Genomic DNA, 19780 nt, shown 5'->3' on the forward strand with positions numbered 1-19780 from the left:
GAAGAACTTATACCCCTATGCGGAAAATGAAATTTAAAAAAGACTGATACCAGCCTGCCATCCCAGCCAGGAAGTAACTGAGTTGCCTATATTAAAAGAGGGATAGTGCGCACCAAAATCGACCGACTTATAACCGGGCATGGGTCTTATTTTATCGTCAAAATAGATCGCCATCGCGGGCCCCGCAAATAAGCTGATGCGTTTGGATAGTTTCACCTGGAGAGAAGGCTGTAAACGGAAAATCTGCGTATTACGCTCCCAGCTGCCCAGGAAAATATTCTGCGCGGTAATTTCTGTGGATAACGACAACGTTTTATTGAACGGGATAATTTTACCGATACCATATCCCAGCGACCATGCCTTATTGTTTTCGCCAAAATCCCCGCCACCCAGCAGGATGCTGTATAGCTCACTGCGACCGGCTTTCCAGGCGATATTAAAAGGCAGCACATCTGTACTGAATAACACCACTTTTTTGTACCCTTTACGCACAATATTGATGATGCCGATACTATACCCCGTTACCGTATCTGCAATATTTACCAGCCCAATCTGCACACCATCCATTTGCCGCGCATAGTTAAAAATAGCGGCAATCTGCACGCCTTTCATCACCCCACGGTTAATATTGCCGCCACCTGTAATCTGCGCACCATAAACGTCTTTCGCGTTATAATTGGCCAGGCCGCTCAGTTGCAGCCCGTCGAGATTTTTACCGTTATAAGTAATTCCACCGGCTACCTGCCAGCCTCGTGTATTACCTCGTATCACACCCGCGATCCCTTGTATAGATGCTCCGTTCATATTTCCGTATACCTGGCCAATACCGCCGGTGATTTGCACACCTTCCATGTTACCTTCCGTGATATTGCTGATACCAGCCACCTGTACGCCCTTCATGGAGTCCAGTACATTATTGTGAAAGCCTGCCAGTTGCACGCCTTTGGTTTTTCCTCCAACTACATTCACCATGCCGGCGATTTGCACATGCTGCATATCGTTTTTCACAATATTGAAAACAGTACCTATTTCCACGCCATCTACCCCGGCAGCATAGCCACCAAGCATGTTCATGGAAAACTTATTCACTACCTGTCCGCTCATTTTGCCATGGGTCCCCAAACCCGGCGTGAGAGATACCTGGTAAGGCTTGTCAGCCAGGAAGCCACCAATATTCAAGCTGGTCAGCTTCTGACGGGAAGATAAAAACATGTTACCGAACCAGGTTTTTTCCACGTGCGAGTGCCCGGTTATATCCACCACTTTCAGCTGATAAGTAGCAGGAGCAATACTTACAGTAATTTCCTGGTCGTAGCCAGTAGTAAGCAAAAGAGAAGTATCTGCATAGAGGTCCTTACTAACACTAATGGCTGCGGTAGGATATTTATCCTTTAACCGCAGCCTGAAGAAACCGTCGTTGTTTGTTAGCGTAGAAATGAGTTGCTGTCGTTCATACACACTCGCATTGGGTAGCCGTTGTCCTGTTTTCCGGTCCGTGACGACCCCGCTGATCAGGTAGTATACTTGTCCCGATGATTTTTTCAGCAGGATGATATAGTTCCCCGATTCTTTATATAAATAATCACCGTTGAATAAAATATCGAGTACCTGTTTTACCGTTTTATTTTTTTCGGAGATGCTTACCAGGCTATCCTGTGGGAGGATGGTACTGAGATACGAGAAATAAAAGTTGCCCTGCTTGCTGATGGTGGTAAGCACTTCCGAAAGTGGCCGCTGCTTTGCATCGATGCTAACCGTTTTGTTCAGTAGCTGCTGGGCCGCCAGTGGAAGTGAAAAACAACAAACAAATAATAATGTCAGCAATTGCTTAGGTAGTAACATACAGTACGAAGGCTATTATTTCAGTGTGATTTGTGATCCCTGTTTCTCCACGGTGATCTCGTAAGTAAGCCCGATTACTTTTAAAGTGCTATCCAGCGAACTGTTGGTAAAGGTAGAGTTAATCTGCAGATTGCGTTTATCGTTATTTGCAATAACAATGTTTACGCCGTATGCTTCATTCAGAATCTCCACCAGTTTCCATAAAGGAGTGTTATTGCATACAAATGTTTGGGTGCGGTAGTAGTTATACAATTCATCTGTATTACTTTGTTTGCTGGGAGCGGTCTCCTGGTCTGTTACCACCGCTTTTTCATGTTGTTTTAACTGTACACTGTTATTGTTTTTTGTTACTTCCACGGCGCCGCTTTCCACAATTACTTCTGTTTTACCGTGTATACTTTTAACATTGAAAGAAGTACCTAATACCGTCACTGTTACATCATTCACCTTTATCACGAATGGTTTTCCGGGGTCCTGTGCCACGTTAAAAAAAGCTTCGCCTTCCAGTTTTACCGAGCGTTGTTTCCTGTTGCCGGCATAGGTAATAGTAGATTGTTTATTCAGTGTTACCTGGGAGCCATCCGGCAAAACGTCCTGTTTGATTTGTTCCCCGGAGCTCACGATCAGCGGGGTATTCCGGTTCTGCGAGATAAACCAGGCGCCGGCAGCGCCTATCATGACGATGAATATGGCGGCAATGCGGAGTATAGGTCGCCAGGCAATGCCGGTATCCAGTTTTACGATGCGGGTGGTATTGTCGTTGGTACCTACTCGTTGCTGGAAGCGTGACCATGCATCACTTTCATTCACCGTGCTTACCGCTGCCAGTTTACGGCTCTCCTCCCATATCAGGCGGAAGTGTTCAAAATAGCGCTGGTGCTCCGTATCCTCTGCCAGCCATGCGTTTACGGCTGCTTTTTCGGATGGTGTGGTAATGTCCAGCAGGTGTTTTACCAGCAGGTCGTCGTTTATATGTGTAGATGTCTTTTTCACGGATGCACTTTTACAGGTGGAGCAAAATTAATAACAAGGGCAGAAAATCTACCAGGTTGAGTCGTAATAAGCGCAACGCTTTGCCCATCTGATTTTCCACAGTTTTTATAGAGATATCCAGGCGATCTGCTATTTCCTGGTATTTCAGTTCTTCGAAGCGGCTGAGCTGAAAAACGGTGCGACATTTTTCAGGTAGTGCCATCAAAGCTGCGTCCAGCTTCTCTTCCAGCTCCCGCAGCATTACTTTGCCGGATGCGTTACCGGTATCATGGTCATTGCTCATCTGGTATTTGGTATGTGCCTGGTGGGTAGCCTTCACTTTCTGGTGCCGCAGATAATTAATGCACTCGTGATACACTGCCCGGTATAGGTACCCCGAAACAGATTGCTTTATTTTTATATCACCTGATTTTTCCCACAGCTTACAAAAGACATTCTGTACCATCTCTTCCGCCATCACTTCGTCTTTTAATAAGGTACATGCATAAGCATGCAAGCCTTTAAAATGAGTTTTAAAAACCTGTTCAAATGTTAATGAGTTTTCTATTACCGGTGCTGCAGTGTTACCCGGATTTATAAATTCCATGCCTAGGGTTTGATATCTAACGTCAAATATAATTCCTTCTGCCAATTGAACTGATTTATTATACGACACCTTTCCAAGCACTTACCCCTACGCGGAGTTTGTCTTTCTCAGGATTTAACTGATTATGCGGATTACCTTGATTTTATTTTTTGATTTTATAATGATTATACAATATATAAACTAATGTTTTATAACATGTTATTAAGTAATCTGAAAATCATGCAAAAACAAAATCAAGGTAATCCGCATAATCAGTTAAATCCTGAGCAAGACAACCTTCGCACGTCACTTTAACATTACTTTATATTCGTGTTAAAGAATATTTCACAACTGGACGATTATTATTGTGGAAATTATCCCGATGAAATTTATCTGTACACTTTGTCTCTTACTGTTAGGAAGTACTGTTCTGTTTGCCCAGTCCAAAACGGGCTACATCAATTTTCAACAAATGATTGGTATGATGCCTGAAAGTAAGCTGGCAGGAGATTCATTAAATATCTTACAGGAAAAGCTGAATGCCGACGGGCAGCAGCTGGTGGCCGAGTACACGAAGAAGGTGACTGATTTTGACAGTACCCAGCATACGTTAAGTCTGGCTATGAAGGAAGTGAAGGTATCTGAAATCAAAGCGCTGCAGGCTAATATCCAGAAATATAAAGAGATGTCTGAACAGGCCATGAATACCAGGGAGCAGCAATTACTGACACCTATTCTTGATAAAGCAAAAAAGATTTTAAAGGCGGTAGCTAACGAAAAGGGCTATACGCTGGTGATTGATAACTCCAGAGACGCGGTGTTGGTATCCGCAGAAGCCGATGACCTGATGTCAGCAGTCAAGGTGAAGATGGGAATCAGGTAGAAGGGCATTTGAATATTTAGTTATTTAGTTATTTGACTGGTCTCAATGCCTGATGAATCTTCCGCCATTCTGATACTGATAATGTGGATGGCCCGCAAATAATTAAATAACTAAATGTCAAATGTAAAATAAAGAGCTATATGTGTAAGCCATGTGCCAGCAGCGTTTTCCACTGAGGATTGCTGCGTACGAATTCAGCCACTTTTTTGCTGGAAGGCACCATACGGATATTCTGTGCAGAAATTTCCTCCATAACTTTTCCCAGCATCATTGGCAATACACCCTGCTTTTCCAATACCGGAGGCACTTCTGCACCCGTCAGGAAAATACGGCTTCCGTTTCTTTCGTAAATAACTTTAGCCATCTGTCCGGCGATATGCGCCTCAAACTGCCTGGCCTCTTTGTTGTCAATAATTTTAAAATCCTTCATGATCATAATTATTTTTTACATGATGTTTCTAGCGGTAGCATACTAAAGGGAAGTATCTTATGCAAAGGGAAGTTGAAATAAGATAGTACGAATGGTATTAAAATACCCTGAAAAAGCTGATTCCGTCTGCAAATATACTAATAATATAGCAGAAAACCGTGAAACAATAATATGTAAAAATAATTAATACCTAAAGTAGTTGGCAGGTAAGCCTTTAACAGGTAGCCTTACGTGAAACACACTGCCACTAAGGGGAAATTCAGCCATCTGTCCGGCCGTCATGTGCTCCCGGGCGGTTGTAATCAATAATTCGTTCATATTCGGACCGCCAAAAGCACAGGACGACACATTCGGCGCCGGCACCCCCACTTTTCCCAGCAACTCACCGGTTTCAGGATTCCAGCAATATACACCGTAACCGCCCCAATGGGCTATCCACAACATCCCTTCACTGTCTGTTGCCATGCCATCCGGCCAGCCCATTTCCGGCGGAATATGCAAGGCCACTCTTGTAAAGGCAATCGCACCAGTGGAAACATCATAACTAAATTCCTGTACCGTACGGGTATGCGTATCGTTGTAATACATTTTATTTCCTTGCCACACCAACCCATTGGAAATGGTTACACCGCCCAGTTTTAATACAGGCGCTGCTGATCCGCTGATGCAATACAGGTTACCCGTTCCTTCTTCTGCCGGCATCTGCATGGTGCCAATCCACAGCCTGCCCGCAGGGTCACATTTACCATCATTACAGCGCACCTGGCTGCGTTCCTCCAGCACAGCGATACGTTTACCCAATCCCTGCTCCGGAGAAAAAAAGGCAATGCCATCTTTCAAACCCACCACCAGCTCATTCCTGCCGGCAACCGGCACCAGCGTGGTTACATAGTCGCCAACATAAAACTGCTGCTGGTAGCCGTTTACGTCCTGTATATAAATTGTAAACCCAAGGATATCCACCCAGCACCAGCTATTCCTTTCCGGCCACCAGCAAGCGCCTTCGCCTAGTTCACAAGTTAATGCAGATAATATGGAGGCCTGGAATGTTTTCATGTTCGCGCTGTTGATTTAAATAAAAGCAGTATTGCTATTCATTTCCATATACCACAATATATAGTTTTGTGCGCTGATATTGTATATTGCAGGAGTTAACGAGTGTTAATTCCAACTACCTTAACTCCATCTATGAACATTAAAGTATTTGAAAAACTCCGCGCAGCAGAACTGATAAATGATGCGGAGCTTACAGCAGTTAAAACTGCGGAAGATCAGCAGCTATTCTCCCTCCACTGGGAAATCAAAACACTACTGTACCTGGGCGTACTGCTGTTGAGCGGTGGCCTGGGCATCCTGATCTATAAAAATATCGACACTATTGGTCACCAGGTAATATTGATGATCATTGGTGTAATCTGCGCCGGTTGCTTTAGTTACTGCATCCGGAAAAAAGCGCCTTTTTCATGGAGTAAAGTAAATTCGCCCAATGCTTTTTTCGATTATGCGTTACTGTTAGGTTGCCTCACGTTTGTCACCTTTGTGGGTTATCTCCAGTTTCAATACACCGCATTTGGTACTGCCTATGGACTGGCCACTTTTATACCACTGGCCGTGCTCACCGTGAGCGCCTATTATTTCGATCACCTGGGAGTGCTGTCGATGGCGATCACCAACCTCGCCGCCTGGATGGGCATTGCAGTAACGCCCTTCCAGCTATTATCCGCCAACGACTTTGGCAGTGTACAGCTTATTTATACGGGCGTGATACTGGGCGGACTCCTGTTAGGGCTGGCATTCCTGTCTGCCTGGAAAAATCTGAAAAAACACTTTGCATTTACCTACCAGAACTTCGGGGCGCACATCATTTTCATTGCCTGTATTGCCGGCATGTGCGTGTTTGACGCCAGCTGGCTCGCCTGGCTTGCATTCATGGCAGTTATTGGTTTCTTTCTTTTTAAAGAAGCATTCAAAGAGCGGTCGTTCTACTTTGTGCTGATCACCGTTTTATATGGCTATATCGCAGTGAGTATTGCCGTGGTGCGTTTACTTATATTAACAAACGATATCGGCGGCCTGTATCTCGGGTTATTGTACTTCATTGGTTCTGCCATCGGGGTCATTGTATTATTGATCAGCCTCAACAAAAAAATTAAACATGCTAGCGTATAATTCCCAAACACTCGACAACCTTGAAATAAAAGAAGCAGCAGAAAAAGCGCTTCGGAAAAACTGTATCACCGTGCCTGCTTATCAGGCTATTGAAGCGGCACACCCGGTAAATTTTTATACACCCAATCCTGTGATTAAAATCGGTTTGTTTATTCTTACGGTGGTGATCATTTCTTTTTCGCTTGGCTTGTTATCGCTGATGGCAATGGATATGCTGCGTAACGAAGACGGGTTTGCCGGTCTTTGTATTTTCGCCGGATTGGTATGTTACGGTATCCTGGAAATGTTTATCCGTGAGAAGAAGTTATTCCGCGCGGGAGTTGATGATGCCCTGTTATGGGGCGCTGTAATGCTTATTTGCAGCAGCATGGTTATCGTAGACCGGATCTCTGCTTCTACTATCTGTTTCGTGGTTGGCTTTGTTACCGTGCTGGCTGTCTTACGCTTTGCAGATATGCTGATGGCAGGTGTGGCTTATTTGGCTTTTTTAGGATTTATATTCACCGTGGCGATCAAACTGGGGCCTGTTGCCAAAACCATTGTGCCGTTCCTTATCATGTTCGTCTCTATAACAGCGTACGTGGCGGCGAAGAAAATATCCGCCTATCATAGCAGCAGGCATTATAAACATTGCCTGACGGTGGTATCCGTATTATCTTTACTCACGCTGTACCTGGCGGGCAACTATTTCGTGGTAAGGGAGCTGAGTAATGCGATGTTTGATCTGCAGCTGCAGGACGGAGAAAGTATTCCGGGTGCTATCTTCTTCTGGATTTATACCGCTGTTATCCCGGTAGTATATCTTTACCTGGGCATCCGTAAAAAAGATGCCGTGCTGCTGCGCACGGGTATGATATTGCTGGCGGCTATTGTATTTACCATCCGTTATTATCATAGCGTGCTTCCGCTGGAAACTGCGATGGTGCTCGGCGGCCTTGTACTCACGGTAGGCGCCTGGGCGCTGATCCGTTACCTGAAAGAGCCGAAGCATGGCTTCACCTATGCAGAACCGGAAGATCCTTCCCTGGCAGATAAACTAAGACTGGAGTCGCTGATCATTGCGCAAACTTATGCACCTGGTGCGCAACCTGCTGGTAATGATGTACAGTTTGGCGGTGGTACCGGTGGTGGTGGCGGAGCAAGCGGAGGATATTAAAAGTGGAACAGTCTTTCGCCTCCGGGCATAAAAAAAGCCTGACTGAAATGATCAGTCAGGCTTTAGAGCGAAAGACCGGGCTCGAACCGGCCACCCCGACCTTGGCAAGGTCGTGCTCTACCAAATGAGCTACTTTCGCAGATGTATTAAGAACTTTATAAAAACTGGAGCGAAAGACCGGGCTCGAACCGGCCACCCCGACCTTGGCAAGGTCGTGCTCTACCAAATGAGCTACTTTCGCAGGTATTAAAAACTTTGTTATTTTAAGAACTCTCCCATTGAACTGCATTCTTTCGTTTGCTTGCCCCGTGGCGTTTTCGTTGGGATTGCAAAGATAGGAAACGGACTGAAAACACAAAATTTTTTTTGAAACTTTCTCGAATATTTTTCACGCCGCTGTATACGGCAACTTGCTGGAACACAACAGGGAAAAGCATTTCAGCAGAAAGATAAGTAATACTTTTTATTTACATTGTGCTTGGTACTGCAGATGCACGGATCACTACAGGCTTCTTTTTCGACTTCTTCCGCTTACCCCACCATACATAAAAACCCGTTACCGGTAACGATGCACAGATCAGGCTGATAATGAACGCCAGGATCTTTCCGGGCAGCCCTGCAATAGCGCCTACATGGATATCGTAGTTCATATCTATTAACCGCTCTCCGGCATTTTTATGCGAGTCGTTCCTTCTTCCAAGCAATGCACCGCTGTATTGGTCGAAGGTAAGGTTATCGGAGCCGTAATAAGTTTCGTCTCTTTTATTTCCGCTGATGATGTTCACCCCGGTTTCACCGGCTGCCGGGTAAATGAACAGGCGCTTTGCATCTTTCAGTATGGGCAGAGCCTTGCTGTAAGCGATATCCAGCGGATCCTGGCTCAGTTGTGCAGTTGTTTTGGCAGATTGATATTCTTTTATATCAGGCGGGGTAGTGCTGCGGGAAGCCACTACATATACGGTTGTCTGGAACCACGTAAACGCCCATACCATGCCGGTAAAAGCTATCACCAATGCAATAATCATGGCATAAAAACCCAGTACATTATGCAGGTCGTAGTTCACTCTTTTGAAGCCTGCTTTCCATTTTATTTTAAAACTCTTATCACGGTTGGCTTTGTTCCACTTCTTTGGCCACCACATGATCAACCCGGTAATCATCAGCACTACAAAAATAAGGGTGCTCCAGCCTACAATGGTTTGTCCGTACTTATCGTTCAGCAACAGGCTCCAGTGGATCCCTTTTATAATGGAAAAGAAATTGTACTTATAGTCGATTTTCCCGGTCACCTTTCCCGTATAAGGGTTCACCAACACCGATTCATAGTGCTCCAATGTGCCAAAATAGGTCAAGGCAGTATCGTTGCCCTTATAGGACATAAACTCCCAGGCCATATCCGGCCTGGTGTAGGTGGTGATCGTCATTGCCGGTTTATCGGACCCCAGAACGGCCTGGGCCGTCTTTTTCAGCTCGCTTACCGGGCGGAAGGGTGTATTTTGCGGGGTTACATATAATATTTTACGATAATAATAATCGTTTATTTCTTTCTGAAAAACAAACAAACAGCCGGTGATGCTCACAATAAGCACAATAATGCCTGCTCCCAGCCCCAGCCAGAGATGCAACTTATCCACAACTACCCTGAACAGCGACTTGTGCTGCTTCTTCTTTAACTTGTCCGTCCGTTTAAACATACTAACACCCTCCGGTAGATATCATTCCGGAGATACAAAAGTCGATTCAAATGGTCAGAAAAACGGATCGGATCGGGAATTTTATTTACGCAAAACGGAAAGGCATAAAAAAGCCTCCACCGGAAAACCGGTGGAGGCTGGATAATTATGTTGAAGCCGCAGCTTACTTATATTTCGGATTGTACAGCGAACTTTCCTGCACCTTTACTTCAGGCTTGCCCTTGTATCTGTGTGCGTAAAGCCCGTAGCTAACTCCCACGATAAAGGCTACCATACAAAACAATTGTACGTAGAAAAGCCAGCGGGAACGGGAAACCTTGTCTATAGTGATATCGTACTTATTTTCTATTGTATTCTGTTCCATAATCAGTTTATTTCCGGTGCAAACCTACATAATATTTTGAAATTTTCGAATTTTCATACCGGGTTATTTTGTAAGATAAGCAACTTTTCCCGGAGCCTGCCGCTGCCTAAATCAATTCAGAAAAATGTTTGTGTCCCAGAAAATAATAGCGCCAGATCATAATACCATGAAACACGCCACTCATTTTCATCAGCTTCATTTCCGGCAGGTTATCTTTCTTCACATAGTTCCTGCGCCAGCGATAATAATCCCTATAGGCCCGGTAAATAGCCGCCATATCCTTTGGCTTTCCCGCTACCAGGCTTTTAACGCCTGCCAGTATATCCAGGAAAAAACGTTGTACCAGTACTATCCAGCGGTCTTCGCTATGCAGGTTTTTCCACAGCATCATGAGGTTGTTCCTGAAGTTCAGGTACAGCTTGCGGGGATTGCCCTGGGGCAGGCTCCCTCCTCCTACGTGAAACACCCTGGAATCGGGGCAGTAACAAATGCGGTACCCCGCTCTTTGCAGCCGCCAGCAAAGGTCTACTTCTTCCATATGTGCAAAAAAATCGCGGTCGAAGCCTCCTACCTGGTGATAACAGGCCGAACGGATAAACAATGCCGCCCCCGTTGCCCAGAAAATATCCTTCACATCATCATACTGCCCGTTGTCTTTCTCCGTAGTGTACAGGATGCGTCCCCGGCAAAACGTATAGCCCAGGATATCCATCCAGCCACCGGCTGCTCCTGCGTATTCAAATTCATCGGGATCTTTGTAAGCCCGCATTTTAGGCTGACAGGCAGCAATCTTCGTATCCTGCTGCATCAGTGCCACTACCGGCTCTATCCAGCCCGGTTCTACCTCCACATCCTGGTTGAGCAGCACATAAATATCGGCCTGCACATGCTGCAAAGCATCATTGTACCCGCCGGCAAACCCATCATTCCGGGGATTCTGAATAATCCGGATCTGCGGGTAATGTTCCGCCACAAAAGCCACGCTGTCGTCCGTAGAGGCATTATCGGCCAGCACCAGCTGCAGGTTGCCGTAGGTAGAACGGCAAACTGATGGCAGGAACTTTTCCAGAAAAGATCTCCCATTCCAATTTAAAATAACAACTGCTACTGATGGCAATACGGACAACGGCAATTACGTTTATGCGTGAACAATTATTTTTGAGATGCAAATATGCAACAAAGGATTCTAATATTTGCGAATCATTACAGATTCAGGTAAGTCGAATAAGGCTTAAATTAGAAGTATGTTTAAACAGTATATCGGTTGGAAGTTTGTACTGGCCTCCATAGCAGTGCTTATCATAGGCACTACTATCTGGTTTGTAAGTAATTTATCCCGGAACATTCAGGAAGAAGAAAGAAAAAAAGTTGCTACCTGGGTGGAAGCCAACCGCGAACTCCTGCGGGCAAGTTCCGAAGCCAACCTTAACCTGGCAGTAGACATCGTTACCAACAACACTACCATCCCGCTGATATTGACCGATGAAACCGGTAAGATCCTGGACAGCCGTAACCTCGACTCCATGCGGATCATGCAGGACCCCAACTTCCTGAGCAACGAACTGCAGGCGTTTAAAAAGCAACACCCGCCGTTTATCATGGAAGTAGATTCCAAACAGAAACTGTATAACTACATCTACTACGGCGATTCGCTGATACTCCGGCAGATCCGCTATTACCCGTACATTCAGCTGATTGTGGTAACCCTTTTCATTGCCATTGTGCTCTTTGCCCTGTCCAGTACCAACCGCGCCACCCAAAACCAGGTGTGGGTAGGACTGGCCAAGGAAACGGCCCATCAGCTGGGTACCCCCCTTTCCTCTATGGAAGCCTGGCTGGAAATCCTGCGCGACAATGAAGCCAATGCCACTATCGTAACAGAACTTTCCAAAGATGTGGACCGGCTGAAACTCATCACCGACCGTTTCTCTAAAATAGGCAGCGTACCGAAACTGGAAGAGAAAGACATTGTGGCGCAGATAGAAAACATGACCAATTACATCCGCAAACGGGCGCCCCAGAAGGTGATACTCACCGTTCACAGCGCAGAAGATGAGCTGCCCGCTATGTTTTCACCCCCGCTTTTCGACTGGGTGGTGGAAAATTTATTAAAAAATGCGCTCGATGCAATGGAAGGAAAAGGAAAGATAGATATCACCATAGAAAACCACCCTACTTTTATCACCATCGATGTGGCCGATACAGGTAAAGGCATTCCTAAACTGAGCTTCGAGAAAGTGTTTAAACCCGGATTCAGCACCAAAAAACGGGGATGGGGCCTGGGACTGTCGCTGGCCAAACGGATCATTGAAGAATATCACCGCGGCCGGCTGTATGTGAAGTCGTCCGAAATAAATAAAGGCACCACTTTCCGGATCTTATTGCGGAAATAATGAGCCTTTTCAGTAAAATATGAATAAATAAATTTGCTTATTTTAAAAAAGCCATTATTTTTGCACCCCATTCTACCAGATGCGAAGGTGGCGAAATTGGTAGACGCGCTACTTTGAGGTGGTAGTGCCTGAAAGGGCTTGGGAGTTCGAATCTCCTCCTTCGCACACGAAAGGGTAATGTTTTAAAGCATTACCCTTTTTTATTTTTGTTGCCTGAAACCTAAGCCCACACCGGAACATCGTATTTTCTTGAAAGCTCTGCTCCTTACTCACTTCATGGCAATTCCAATAGATTTTAACTAAAATACTTTATGGTAGAGCATTTGCATTTTGAAAACCGGATATTATTCCGGCGATGTGTTTTTCACCGTATCCCCGGAAATATACAGTTCACTCCCTGATGTCTTTGATTGAGCCCCCCTTGATGATCAAACCCAGTATTTTTTCTCCTGTTGAGACAGGGAACAGGAGCGGGCGTAATTAAAACAATCAGGATACTTCCCACTTTTTTTTTATTCCGCATGGGTATCATCTCCCGTTCAGTATACTTCTATTATTATGAACTTACCGATTCACGTTATAGAAAAATACCTGCGTGGGGAAGCCAACGAGGAGGAAACCCGGCTGGTAAACGATTGGTTCTATTCGGCAGACGCAGCAGAGGCTCCCGCAGATGAAGCACTGGCAGCATTAAGAATGCAGATAGGAAAAAGGATACATGACCGCCTGGATAAAAGTATAGACCTCACTATAAGGCAACGGAAGAAACAGCGCGCAGGAGTGCTTAAAATCGCAGCAGCAGCGGCTGTTATACTGGGCATCGGAACATACTTCCTGGTCCAGAGGGGGGTGTTCTCCAACAAACCGCTGCTTGCCGCTAAAACAACAGTAAAAAAGGGAGATGCCGGAAATAACAAAGCAACGCTGATCCTGGCAAACGGGAGGCAAATTGAGCTGGATAGTACTGCAGATGGACCTATCGACAACAAAAGCGGAATACAGATCATTAAATCCGAAGATGGGAAGGTAGCCTATGTGCCAACACGTGAACACGTGCAGTTGTCATCGGTGGCTTATAACACTATTATTACCCCTAAAAGCGGACAATACTGTGTTACCTTGTCCGATGGAACAAAAGCCTGGCTTAATGCGGCGTCGTCACTCAGGTACCCGGTAGCATTTAATGCAGACAGCAGGGAAGTGGAATTGTCGGGAGAAGGATATTTTGAAGTAGCCACCGTGCTTTCAGAAGAGGGCAGGAAAATTCCGTTTATTGTATCCGTTCGTAACACCGGGCTGCCCAAGGCCATGAAGATAAAAGTGCTCGGCACAAAGTTTAACGTGATGGCTTACGATGATGAAGCATCCATTGAAACAACATTACTGGAGGGAAAAGTGGAAACCGCTTATTCCACAGGTACTGCCTCACTATTGCCGGGTTTACAGTCGACACTGGAAAAAACCAACCTGAAATTTAAAGTTTCTAAAGCCGATATAGAGCGGGCGGTTGCCTGGAAAAACGGGGAATTCCGGTTTACCCGGATGGATATTAAAGGCATCATGCGGCAAATTGCACGCTGGTATGATGTTTCAATAGAGTACAGGGGCAATATGGATAATATTAACCTGTCCGGCGTTTTTTCCAGGAAAAGTGACGTAAAACAGATGCTGGATATTTTGGAGGCTACTGGTACAGTGCATTATCAACTGGAAGGAAATAAAGTTATTGTATCAACCAAATAAGAATCTAATGCCAATGAATAGTACATAAAATTCCGCGTACATGCAGATCCAAAAATAAATCCGGAAGTGCGGTCACACTTCCGGACGATAACATTTGGGTCCAAACAGCCTGTAACAATATCGCTTTACAACCATTTATCACCCAAACATTATAAAGATAATGAATCTTATTTCCATTTGGGGCAGATTTAAACGTCTGCGGCCCTTCCATGCCTCGTTCTTTCTAGCCATGAAGTTAATTGCTTGTTTTATTCTTGTTGCCACTTTCCAGGTGAACGCCACCACTATGGCCCAAACAGTAACGATAAAGGGCGCGAACATGTCGCTGCCGGCCATCTTTGAAAAGATCAAAACACAAACCGGTTATGCTTTTGTATACCAGGACGACCTGCTTAAAAAAGCGGTACCAGTTACTATTAACGAGGTGAATAAACCGCTGGAAGAAATACTGGTGCAGATCTTCAAAAGCCAGCCATTTAGTTATGAGTTAAAATACAAAACAATTGTGATCAGGGGAAAGCCTGCTCTTCAGGCTGTACCCAGGCAGGGCCGGTATATTGAAGCAACGGGAACCGCTTATAATAACATCGGGGAACCGCTGGTGGGGGCTACTGTAGTGATCAAAGGAACACAAACCTCCACCATCACCAACAATGCCGGCAAGTTTACTATAAAGGTGCCCGATACGGGGGCCACGTTGGTGATCAGCTATGCCACTTACATTTCCCAGGAGATCAATGTGCTCAGTACTACCCGTTTTCCTATTGATGTGGTACTGCAATTGAATGCAAAAAGTATTGAAGAAGTGGTAGTAGTAGGATACGGTACGCAAAAACGGAAATACCTTACCGGCTCTATTGCTTCTATTGGACCCAGGGAGCTAAGGCAAAGCCCCGTAGCCAATATTAGCAACGCGCTGGCCGGCAGGTTACCTGGCCTCATCACGGTGCAAAACAGCGGAGAGCCTGGAGCTGACGGATCCAACCTCTTCATCAGGGGATTAAGTACCACCGGTAACAATAGCCCCATTATCCTGGTCGACGGTATTCAGCGCTCCTTCAGTGATATCGATCCAAACGAAGTGTCAGACATCAGTATCCTGAAAGATGCAGGTTCTACTGCCATTTATGGTATCAACGGCGCCAACGGCGTAATACTGGTTACTACCAAAAGAGGTACTACTTCCAAGCCACGTATAAATGTGACGCTGCAAAACGGATGGCAAAGCCCTACCAGGTTACCGGAGTATGCCGACTCTTACGACGGGCTTACCATGTACCGCGAAGGGCTAATCAATGACGGGCTGCCGGTGGCCATACAGTACACGGATTCCGTATTGCAATACTACCGCAACAGGAGCAAGCCCGCTTACCAGTATATCTACCCCAATGTAAATTGGATGGATGCCATGCTGAAGCCCTACTCCCTCATGCAACAGGGAAATATCAACGTTACAGGAGGTAATGAATTTGCCAAATACTTTGTATCCATGGGGTATTTAAGACAAAACGGGTTATACCGGTATGAAGACCAGATCGAAGGATACAACATGCAGGCCATTACCAACAAGTATAATTTCCGCTCCAATATTGATCTGCAGATCTCGAAAGATCTCAGCATGGAACTGGGATTGGGCGCTATTGTGCGCGACAGGAACTACCCGGGCGCCAATGCAAGCGATATTTTTAACGCCATTAAATCAGCGCCTGCCTGGTGGTACCCGGTTACCAACCCGGATGGCAGCCCCGCTGCATTTAATACCGTGCCGGCCTCTCCATATGTGCAGTTAACCCAATCGGGCTACCAACGGAACTTTGAAACGAATCTTCAGTCGACCGCAGGCTTTAAATGGGATATGCATTATTTCCTGAAAGGACTCAGCTCAAGAGTAAGACTCTCATTCGACAACACCAGCTATCGTAACGTGAAACGGGGCCTTTCCAGGCGCACTTTCCTCTACAAGTTACTGCCAGGCGTAGTAGCCGATACGGTGACCGACCTCGCAAAAAGCGGCACCTACCAGGTGATTGAAAACGGGGATGGCACCCTGGGCTATGACGTAAATGCCAACGGCACCAGGCGCACCACGTTGGAAACATACCTGAACTATGATAATACTTTCGGCAGGCATACCATACAGGCCATGGTGCTTTATACCCAATCTTCCTTTTTTGACGGCGTTGGCGGCGGAGTGAGTAATGCTATTCCCGGGCTTCCGTATAAAAACCAGGGCGTTGTAGGAAGGGTGATGTATAACTATGATGACCGCTACACAGTGCAATTTTCCGGCGCTTACAATGGTGCGGAAAACTTTCCGTCCGGTAAACGCTTCGGGTTTTTCCCTGCTGTTTCTGCAGGCTGGGATATAGCCAAAGAATCATTTGTCCGCTCCGCTCCGGGGTTATCATTTGTAGACCAGGTAAAGATAAGAGGCTCTTACGGGATCACCGGAACTTATGCTTTACCATCCGGAAGGTTCTCTTACCTAAGCCAGTGGAACCCTGATGATGCAGGCTACCAGTTTGGCGTAAACCGTGATGGTACCGGTTATGGCGGTGCTTATGAGCAACGGATTCCCAACCCCAACCTTACCTGGGAAAAGGGTTATAAAACCGATGTAGGACTGGATGTGGGATTATGGAAAGGAGGATTGAATATGACCGTAGAATATTTCAGGGAGAAACGTAAAGACATTCTTATTAACTCCGAACTGGTGCCGGCCACCGTGGGACTTCTGAATCAACCCGCTTTGAATGCCGCCATTGTGAATAAACAGGGAATCGACCTGTCTGTTGAGCACCGGCACGAATTCAGGAAACAGGGCTATGCCGTTCGTGTTAACTATTCGTACGCAACAAACAGGATAGCCTATTATGCGCAACCGGACTATAAAGGCAGGGAATGGCAGGCCAGGGCTGGCAGCGAAGTGGGATCCATATATGGATATACCGCCATCGGTTTCTTTAAGAATAATGATGATATAGCGAAAAGCCCTTCACAATCCGTGTTTGGAACCGTGCAGCCCGGCGATATCAAGTACAAGGATATTAATGGAGATGGTATTATTAACTCTCTCGATGCCGGTTTCCTGCCGGGTAAACGTAATCAGCCCACTTCTATTTTAGGCGTAAGCTTTTCTTACCACTACGCCGGTTTTGATGTAAGTGTATTATTCCAGGGTGGTTATGGCGGCTCCCTGCTGGTGAACGGGTCTGGTATCTTTCCTTTCTCAAGATTTGCAGGTGTGCTGGAAGATGTGAAAGACAACCACTGGGTAGCCTCCAATCCTGACGGCGATTATAAATATCCACGCCTCTCTTCGCAGGACAATACCAACAACCAGCAAAATTCCACGTTCTGGATTTACTCCAGCAATTACCTGCGCTTAAAAACAGTAGAGATAGGCTATAATATTCCCCGTTACTGGCTTAATAAAATAGGATTCAGTAATGCGAGGATTTTTGTAAATGGTATTAATCTCATTACCTGGGATAAATTGAAAATTTTTGATCCGGAGATAGCCAGCGACGGTACCGGCACTTATCCGCAACAGCGGGTCATCAATACAGGATTGACCTTCTCATTTTAGTAAATCAATGCGATCAGGCACCTGTTATCTGAATAATTAAAATCAACAACAAATGACACGTAAAATATTATTCCACGGACTCCTGCTTCTCTGGGTAACAGCTATATCCTGTAAGAAGTATCTGGATGTTGTTCCCAAGGAAATTGTTACAGAAAAAGATATTTACGATAATATAAATACGGCGGAACGGGCCTGGGCCAATATGTACACGTCGTTAAATACAAGTACCACGAACATCTACTATAATACAGTGTTGGGCGCCTGTACGGATGAATGCAAAAATCACTGGGAAAATGTGCCGGAGTTGAAATTTAACGCTGGCGCCTGGGGGCCTACGGATAATTCGCTGGATAATTGGGGATGGTCTTACCAGTTTATAAGAAGAGCCAATATTTTCCTGAAAAATATAGATAACACCCCGATTCCACAAGACCGGGCAGATTACTACAGCATCCGCATACCCCAGTATAAGGCAGAGGTACGTTTTCTCAGGGCCAAATTATATTTTGAGCTGCTCAGATCCTATGGTGCAGTGCCGCTGCTGGGAGACGATGTTACGGATGTAAGCGAAGGTATTCCTGATGTACTGAATACCAGGAAGCCGGTAGATGAGGTGGTAAACTATATAGTAACAGAACTGGACCAGTTAGCGCCGGTGTTGCCCATCGATTATACCGATAACCCAGGGGAAACCGGGCGCATAACCCGTGGCGCCGCGATGTCATTAAAAGCTATTACGCTCGCATATGCTGCCAGCCCCTTGTTTAACGGGAATACCATGTACGCCGGCATAAAAAATACAGACGGCGCACAACTCTTTCCACAAACTTATGACAAGGAAAAATGGAAAAAGGCAGCCGATGCAGCAAAGGCAGTATTGGATATGAATGTATATGCGTTGAACAATCCCAATCCATCGAACCCGATAGATAACTATGCACGCCTGTTCTACTCCCGTGAGTATAAGGAAACCATTTTACCCTATTTGATAGGCTCCACCAGGGATTTGGACCAGACGATGCAGCCGAATGGGCAGGATGCACAATCGGCCGGCGGAAATGGTAAATTCAGCGTATTCCAGGAAATGGTAGATGCCTACGAAATGAACAACGGGCTGCCAATTACCGACGTCCATTCGGGTTATACTAAAGATGGTTTCTGGGATGGCCCTCTCTGGGACGGGAAAGCATACCGGCAGGCAAAAAATATTTCCAACATGTACAAAAACAGGGACCCGCGTTTCTATGCCAGCATCAATTTTCAATATGCCTTCTGGGATTCCGCCAACCACAGGCGCCCGTTAAAATATGCCTACTTTGGCAACAATGGCGGGGCTTCTGATGGATGGCCAAAATCAGGCACCAATTGCGAGAGCGGGTATAACTGGAGAAAATGGTGTGACCCTGGTGTAAACCTGAGGGGAGGGGGAAATGGCAACAGGAATTTCCCGGTGATACGACTGGCCGAAATTTATCTTATTTATGCCGAAGCAATGAATGAATACCTGGATGCTCCCAGCCAGGATATGTACGACGCCATCAATAAAGTAAGAGCCCGCGTATCGATGCCGGCATTACCGGTGAGCGGCACAAATGATAATACAAAAGCGGGAATGCGAAAACGAATCCAGAATGAGTGGCGCGTGGAGTTTGCCTTTGAAGGAAAACGTTTTTGGGATGTGCGCCGCTGGCTGATCGCTGAAAATGTAGATAATAGGGATGTGCATGGTATGAATGCCCGGCCCTCCTCAGGCGAACTACAGGCTACCGGATTTGATCCGGGTAGCGAAGAAGCAGGCCTCGCCGTGTTTTACAAGCTCACCACCATACAGCGACGCGTGTTTACAAAGCGGCACTATCTTATGCCAATTCCTCAAACAGAAATAGATAAGGGAGGTGGTAAACTGGTACAAAATTTTGGCTGGTAAAAACAAATAAAAAGCGCCGGTACCTTTGCAAA

General features: G+C 45.8%; 15 protein-coding genes and 3 tRNA genes. 8 read left to right on the forward strand and 10 right to left on the reverse strand.

What is annotated here, in order from left to right:
* Positions 1–33: 33 nt before the first annotated feature.
* The 3 genes from ACLHR0_RS13035 to ACLHR0_RS13045 are packed head-to-tail and all read right to left on the reverse strand — an operon-like array spanning position 34 to position 3421.
* On the reverse strand, positions 34–1842 hold the full coding sequence (locus ACLHR0_RS13035) for an STN and carboxypeptidase regulatory-like domain-containing protein (RefSeq protein ID WP_429050776.1): 1809 nt from the start codon (positions 1840–1842) through the stop codon (positions 34–36).
* A gap of 15 nt (positions 1843–1857) precedes the next feature.
* The gene (locus tag ACLHR0_RS13040) at positions 1858–2835 is read right to left on the reverse strand and encodes a FecR family protein (protein WP_436487139.1); all 978 of its coding nucleotides are present in this window, start codon (positions 2833–2835) and stop codon (positions 1858–1860) included.
* Positions 2836–2845: 10 nt separating this feature from the next.
* Positions 2846–3421, reverse strand: a complete 576-nt coding sequence (locus ACLHR0_RS13045; protein WP_370908352.1) for an RNA polymerase sigma-70 factor — start codon at positions 3419–3421, stop codon at positions 2846–2848.
* 361 nt (positions 3422–3782) lie between these two features.
* Between ACLHR0_RS13045 and ACLHR0_RS13050 the strand changes: the two genes are divergently transcribed.
* Positions 3783–4283: an OmpH family outer membrane protein gene (locus ACLHR0_RS13050; protein ID WP_436487141.1), complete on the forward strand. Its 501-nt coding sequence runs from the start codon at positions 3783–3785 to the stop codon at positions 4281–4283.
* Between the two features lie 136 nt (positions 4284–4419).
* Here ACLHR0_RS13050 and ACLHR0_RS13055 read toward each other — a convergent pair whose 3' ends face one another.
* Together ACLHR0_RS13055 and ACLHR0_RS13060 are read right to left on the reverse strand one after the other, a co-directional pair.
* Positions 4420–4713, reverse strand: coding sequence for a GNAT family N-acetyltransferase (locus ACLHR0_RS13055; RefSeq protein ID WP_159454320.1), 294 nt, complete (start codon positions 4711–4713; stop codon positions 4420–4422).
* 183 nt (positions 4714–4896) lie between these two features.
* Positions 4897–5769: an SMP-30/gluconolactonase/LRE family protein gene (locus ACLHR0_RS13060; protein ID WP_436487144.1), complete on the reverse strand. Its 873-nt coding sequence runs from the start codon at positions 5767–5769 to the stop codon at positions 4897–4899.
* 132 nt (positions 5770–5901) lie between these two features.
* Between ACLHR0_RS13060 and ACLHR0_RS13065 the strand changes: the two genes are divergently transcribed.
* Both ACLHR0_RS13065 and ACLHR0_RS13070 read left to right on the forward strand, forming a co-directional pair.
* The gene (locus ACLHR0_RS13065) at positions 5902–6882 is read left to right on the forward strand and encodes a DUF2157 domain-containing protein (RefSeq protein ID WP_429063094.1); all 981 of its coding nucleotides are present in this window, start codon (positions 5902–5904) and stop codon (positions 6880–6882) included.
* Positions 6869–8038, forward strand: a complete 1170-nt coding sequence (locus ACLHR0_RS13070; RefSeq protein ID WP_436487146.1) for a hypothetical protein — start codon at positions 6869–6871, stop codon at positions 8036–8038. The genes ACLHR0_RS13065 and ACLHR0_RS13070 overlap by 14 nt, the downstream gene beginning before the upstream one ends.
* 66 nt (positions 8039–8104) lie before the next feature.
* Here ACLHR0_RS13070 and ACLHR0_RS13075 read toward each other — a convergent pair.
* The 5 genes from ACLHR0_RS13075 to ACLHR0_RS13095 all read right to left on the reverse strand — a co-directional run bounded on the left by ACLHR0_RS13075 (position 8105) and on the right by ACLHR0_RS13095 (position 11222).
* Positions 8105–8177, reverse strand: a tRNA-Gly gene (locus ACLHR0_RS13075).
* A 26-nt stretch (positions 8178–8203) separates the two neighbouring features.
* Positions 8204–8279 (reverse strand) — tRNA-Gly (locus tag ACLHR0_RS13080).
* A gap of 226 nt (positions 8280–8505) precedes the next feature.
* On the reverse strand, positions 8506–9732 hold the full coding sequence (locus tag ACLHR0_RS13085) for a PepSY-associated TM helix domain-containing protein (protein WP_436487148.1): 1227 nt from the start codon (positions 9730–9732) through the stop codon (positions 8506–8508).
* Between the two features lie 163 nt (positions 9733–9895).
* Positions 9896–10096 (reverse strand): hypothetical protein, encoded by a 201-nt coding sequence (locus ACLHR0_RS13090; RefSeq protein ID WP_370908358.1) that lies wholly within the window; start codon positions 10094–10096, stop codon positions 9896–9898.
* Positions 10097–10202: 106 nt separating this feature from the next.
* Positions 10203–11222: a glycosyltransferase family 2 protein gene (locus tag ACLHR0_RS13095; protein ID WP_429050785.1), complete on the reverse strand. Its 1020-nt coding sequence runs from the start codon at positions 11220–11222 to the stop codon at positions 10203–10205.
* Positions 11223–11340: 118 nt separating this feature from the next.
* Between ACLHR0_RS13095 and ACLHR0_RS13100 the strand changes: the two genes are divergently transcribed.
* The 5 genes from ACLHR0_RS13100 to ACLHR0_RS13120 all read left to right on the forward strand — a co-directional run bounded on the left by ACLHR0_RS13100 (position 11341) and on the right by ACLHR0_RS13120 (position 19748).
* Entirely contained in the window at positions 11341–12489 is a 1149-nt protein-coding gene (locus tag ACLHR0_RS13100; protein ID WP_429050786.1) for a sensor histidine kinase, read from the forward strand.
* Between the two features lie 81 nt (positions 12490–12570).
* Positions 12571–12654 (forward strand) — tRNA-Leu (locus ACLHR0_RS13105).
* Positions 12655–13047: 393 nt separating this feature from the next.
* Positions 13048–14232 carry a FecR family protein gene (locus ACLHR0_RS13110; RefSeq protein WP_436487151.1) on the forward strand — a complete coding sequence of 395 codons (1185 nt, stop codon included), beginning with the start codon at positions 13048–13050 and terminating at the stop codon, positions 14230–14232.
* 229 nt (positions 14233–14461) lie between these two features.
* Positions 14462–17821, forward strand: a complete 3360-nt coding sequence (locus tag ACLHR0_RS13115; RefSeq protein ID WP_436487152.1) for a TonB-dependent receptor — start codon at positions 14462–14464, stop codon at positions 17819–17821.
* 52 nt (positions 17822–17873) lie between these two features.
* Complete coding sequence (locus ACLHR0_RS13120) at positions 17874–19748, forward strand: RagB/SusD family nutrient uptake outer membrane protein (RefSeq protein ID WP_436487154.1); 1875 nt, start codon at positions 17874–17876, stop codon at positions 19746–19748.
* Positions 19749–19780: the final 32 nt, after the last annotated feature.

Source organism: Chitinophaga sp. ARDCPP14 (assembly GCF_051362515.1).
GTDB lineage: Bacteria > Bacteroidota > Bacteroidia > Chitinophagales > Chitinophagaceae > Chitinophaga.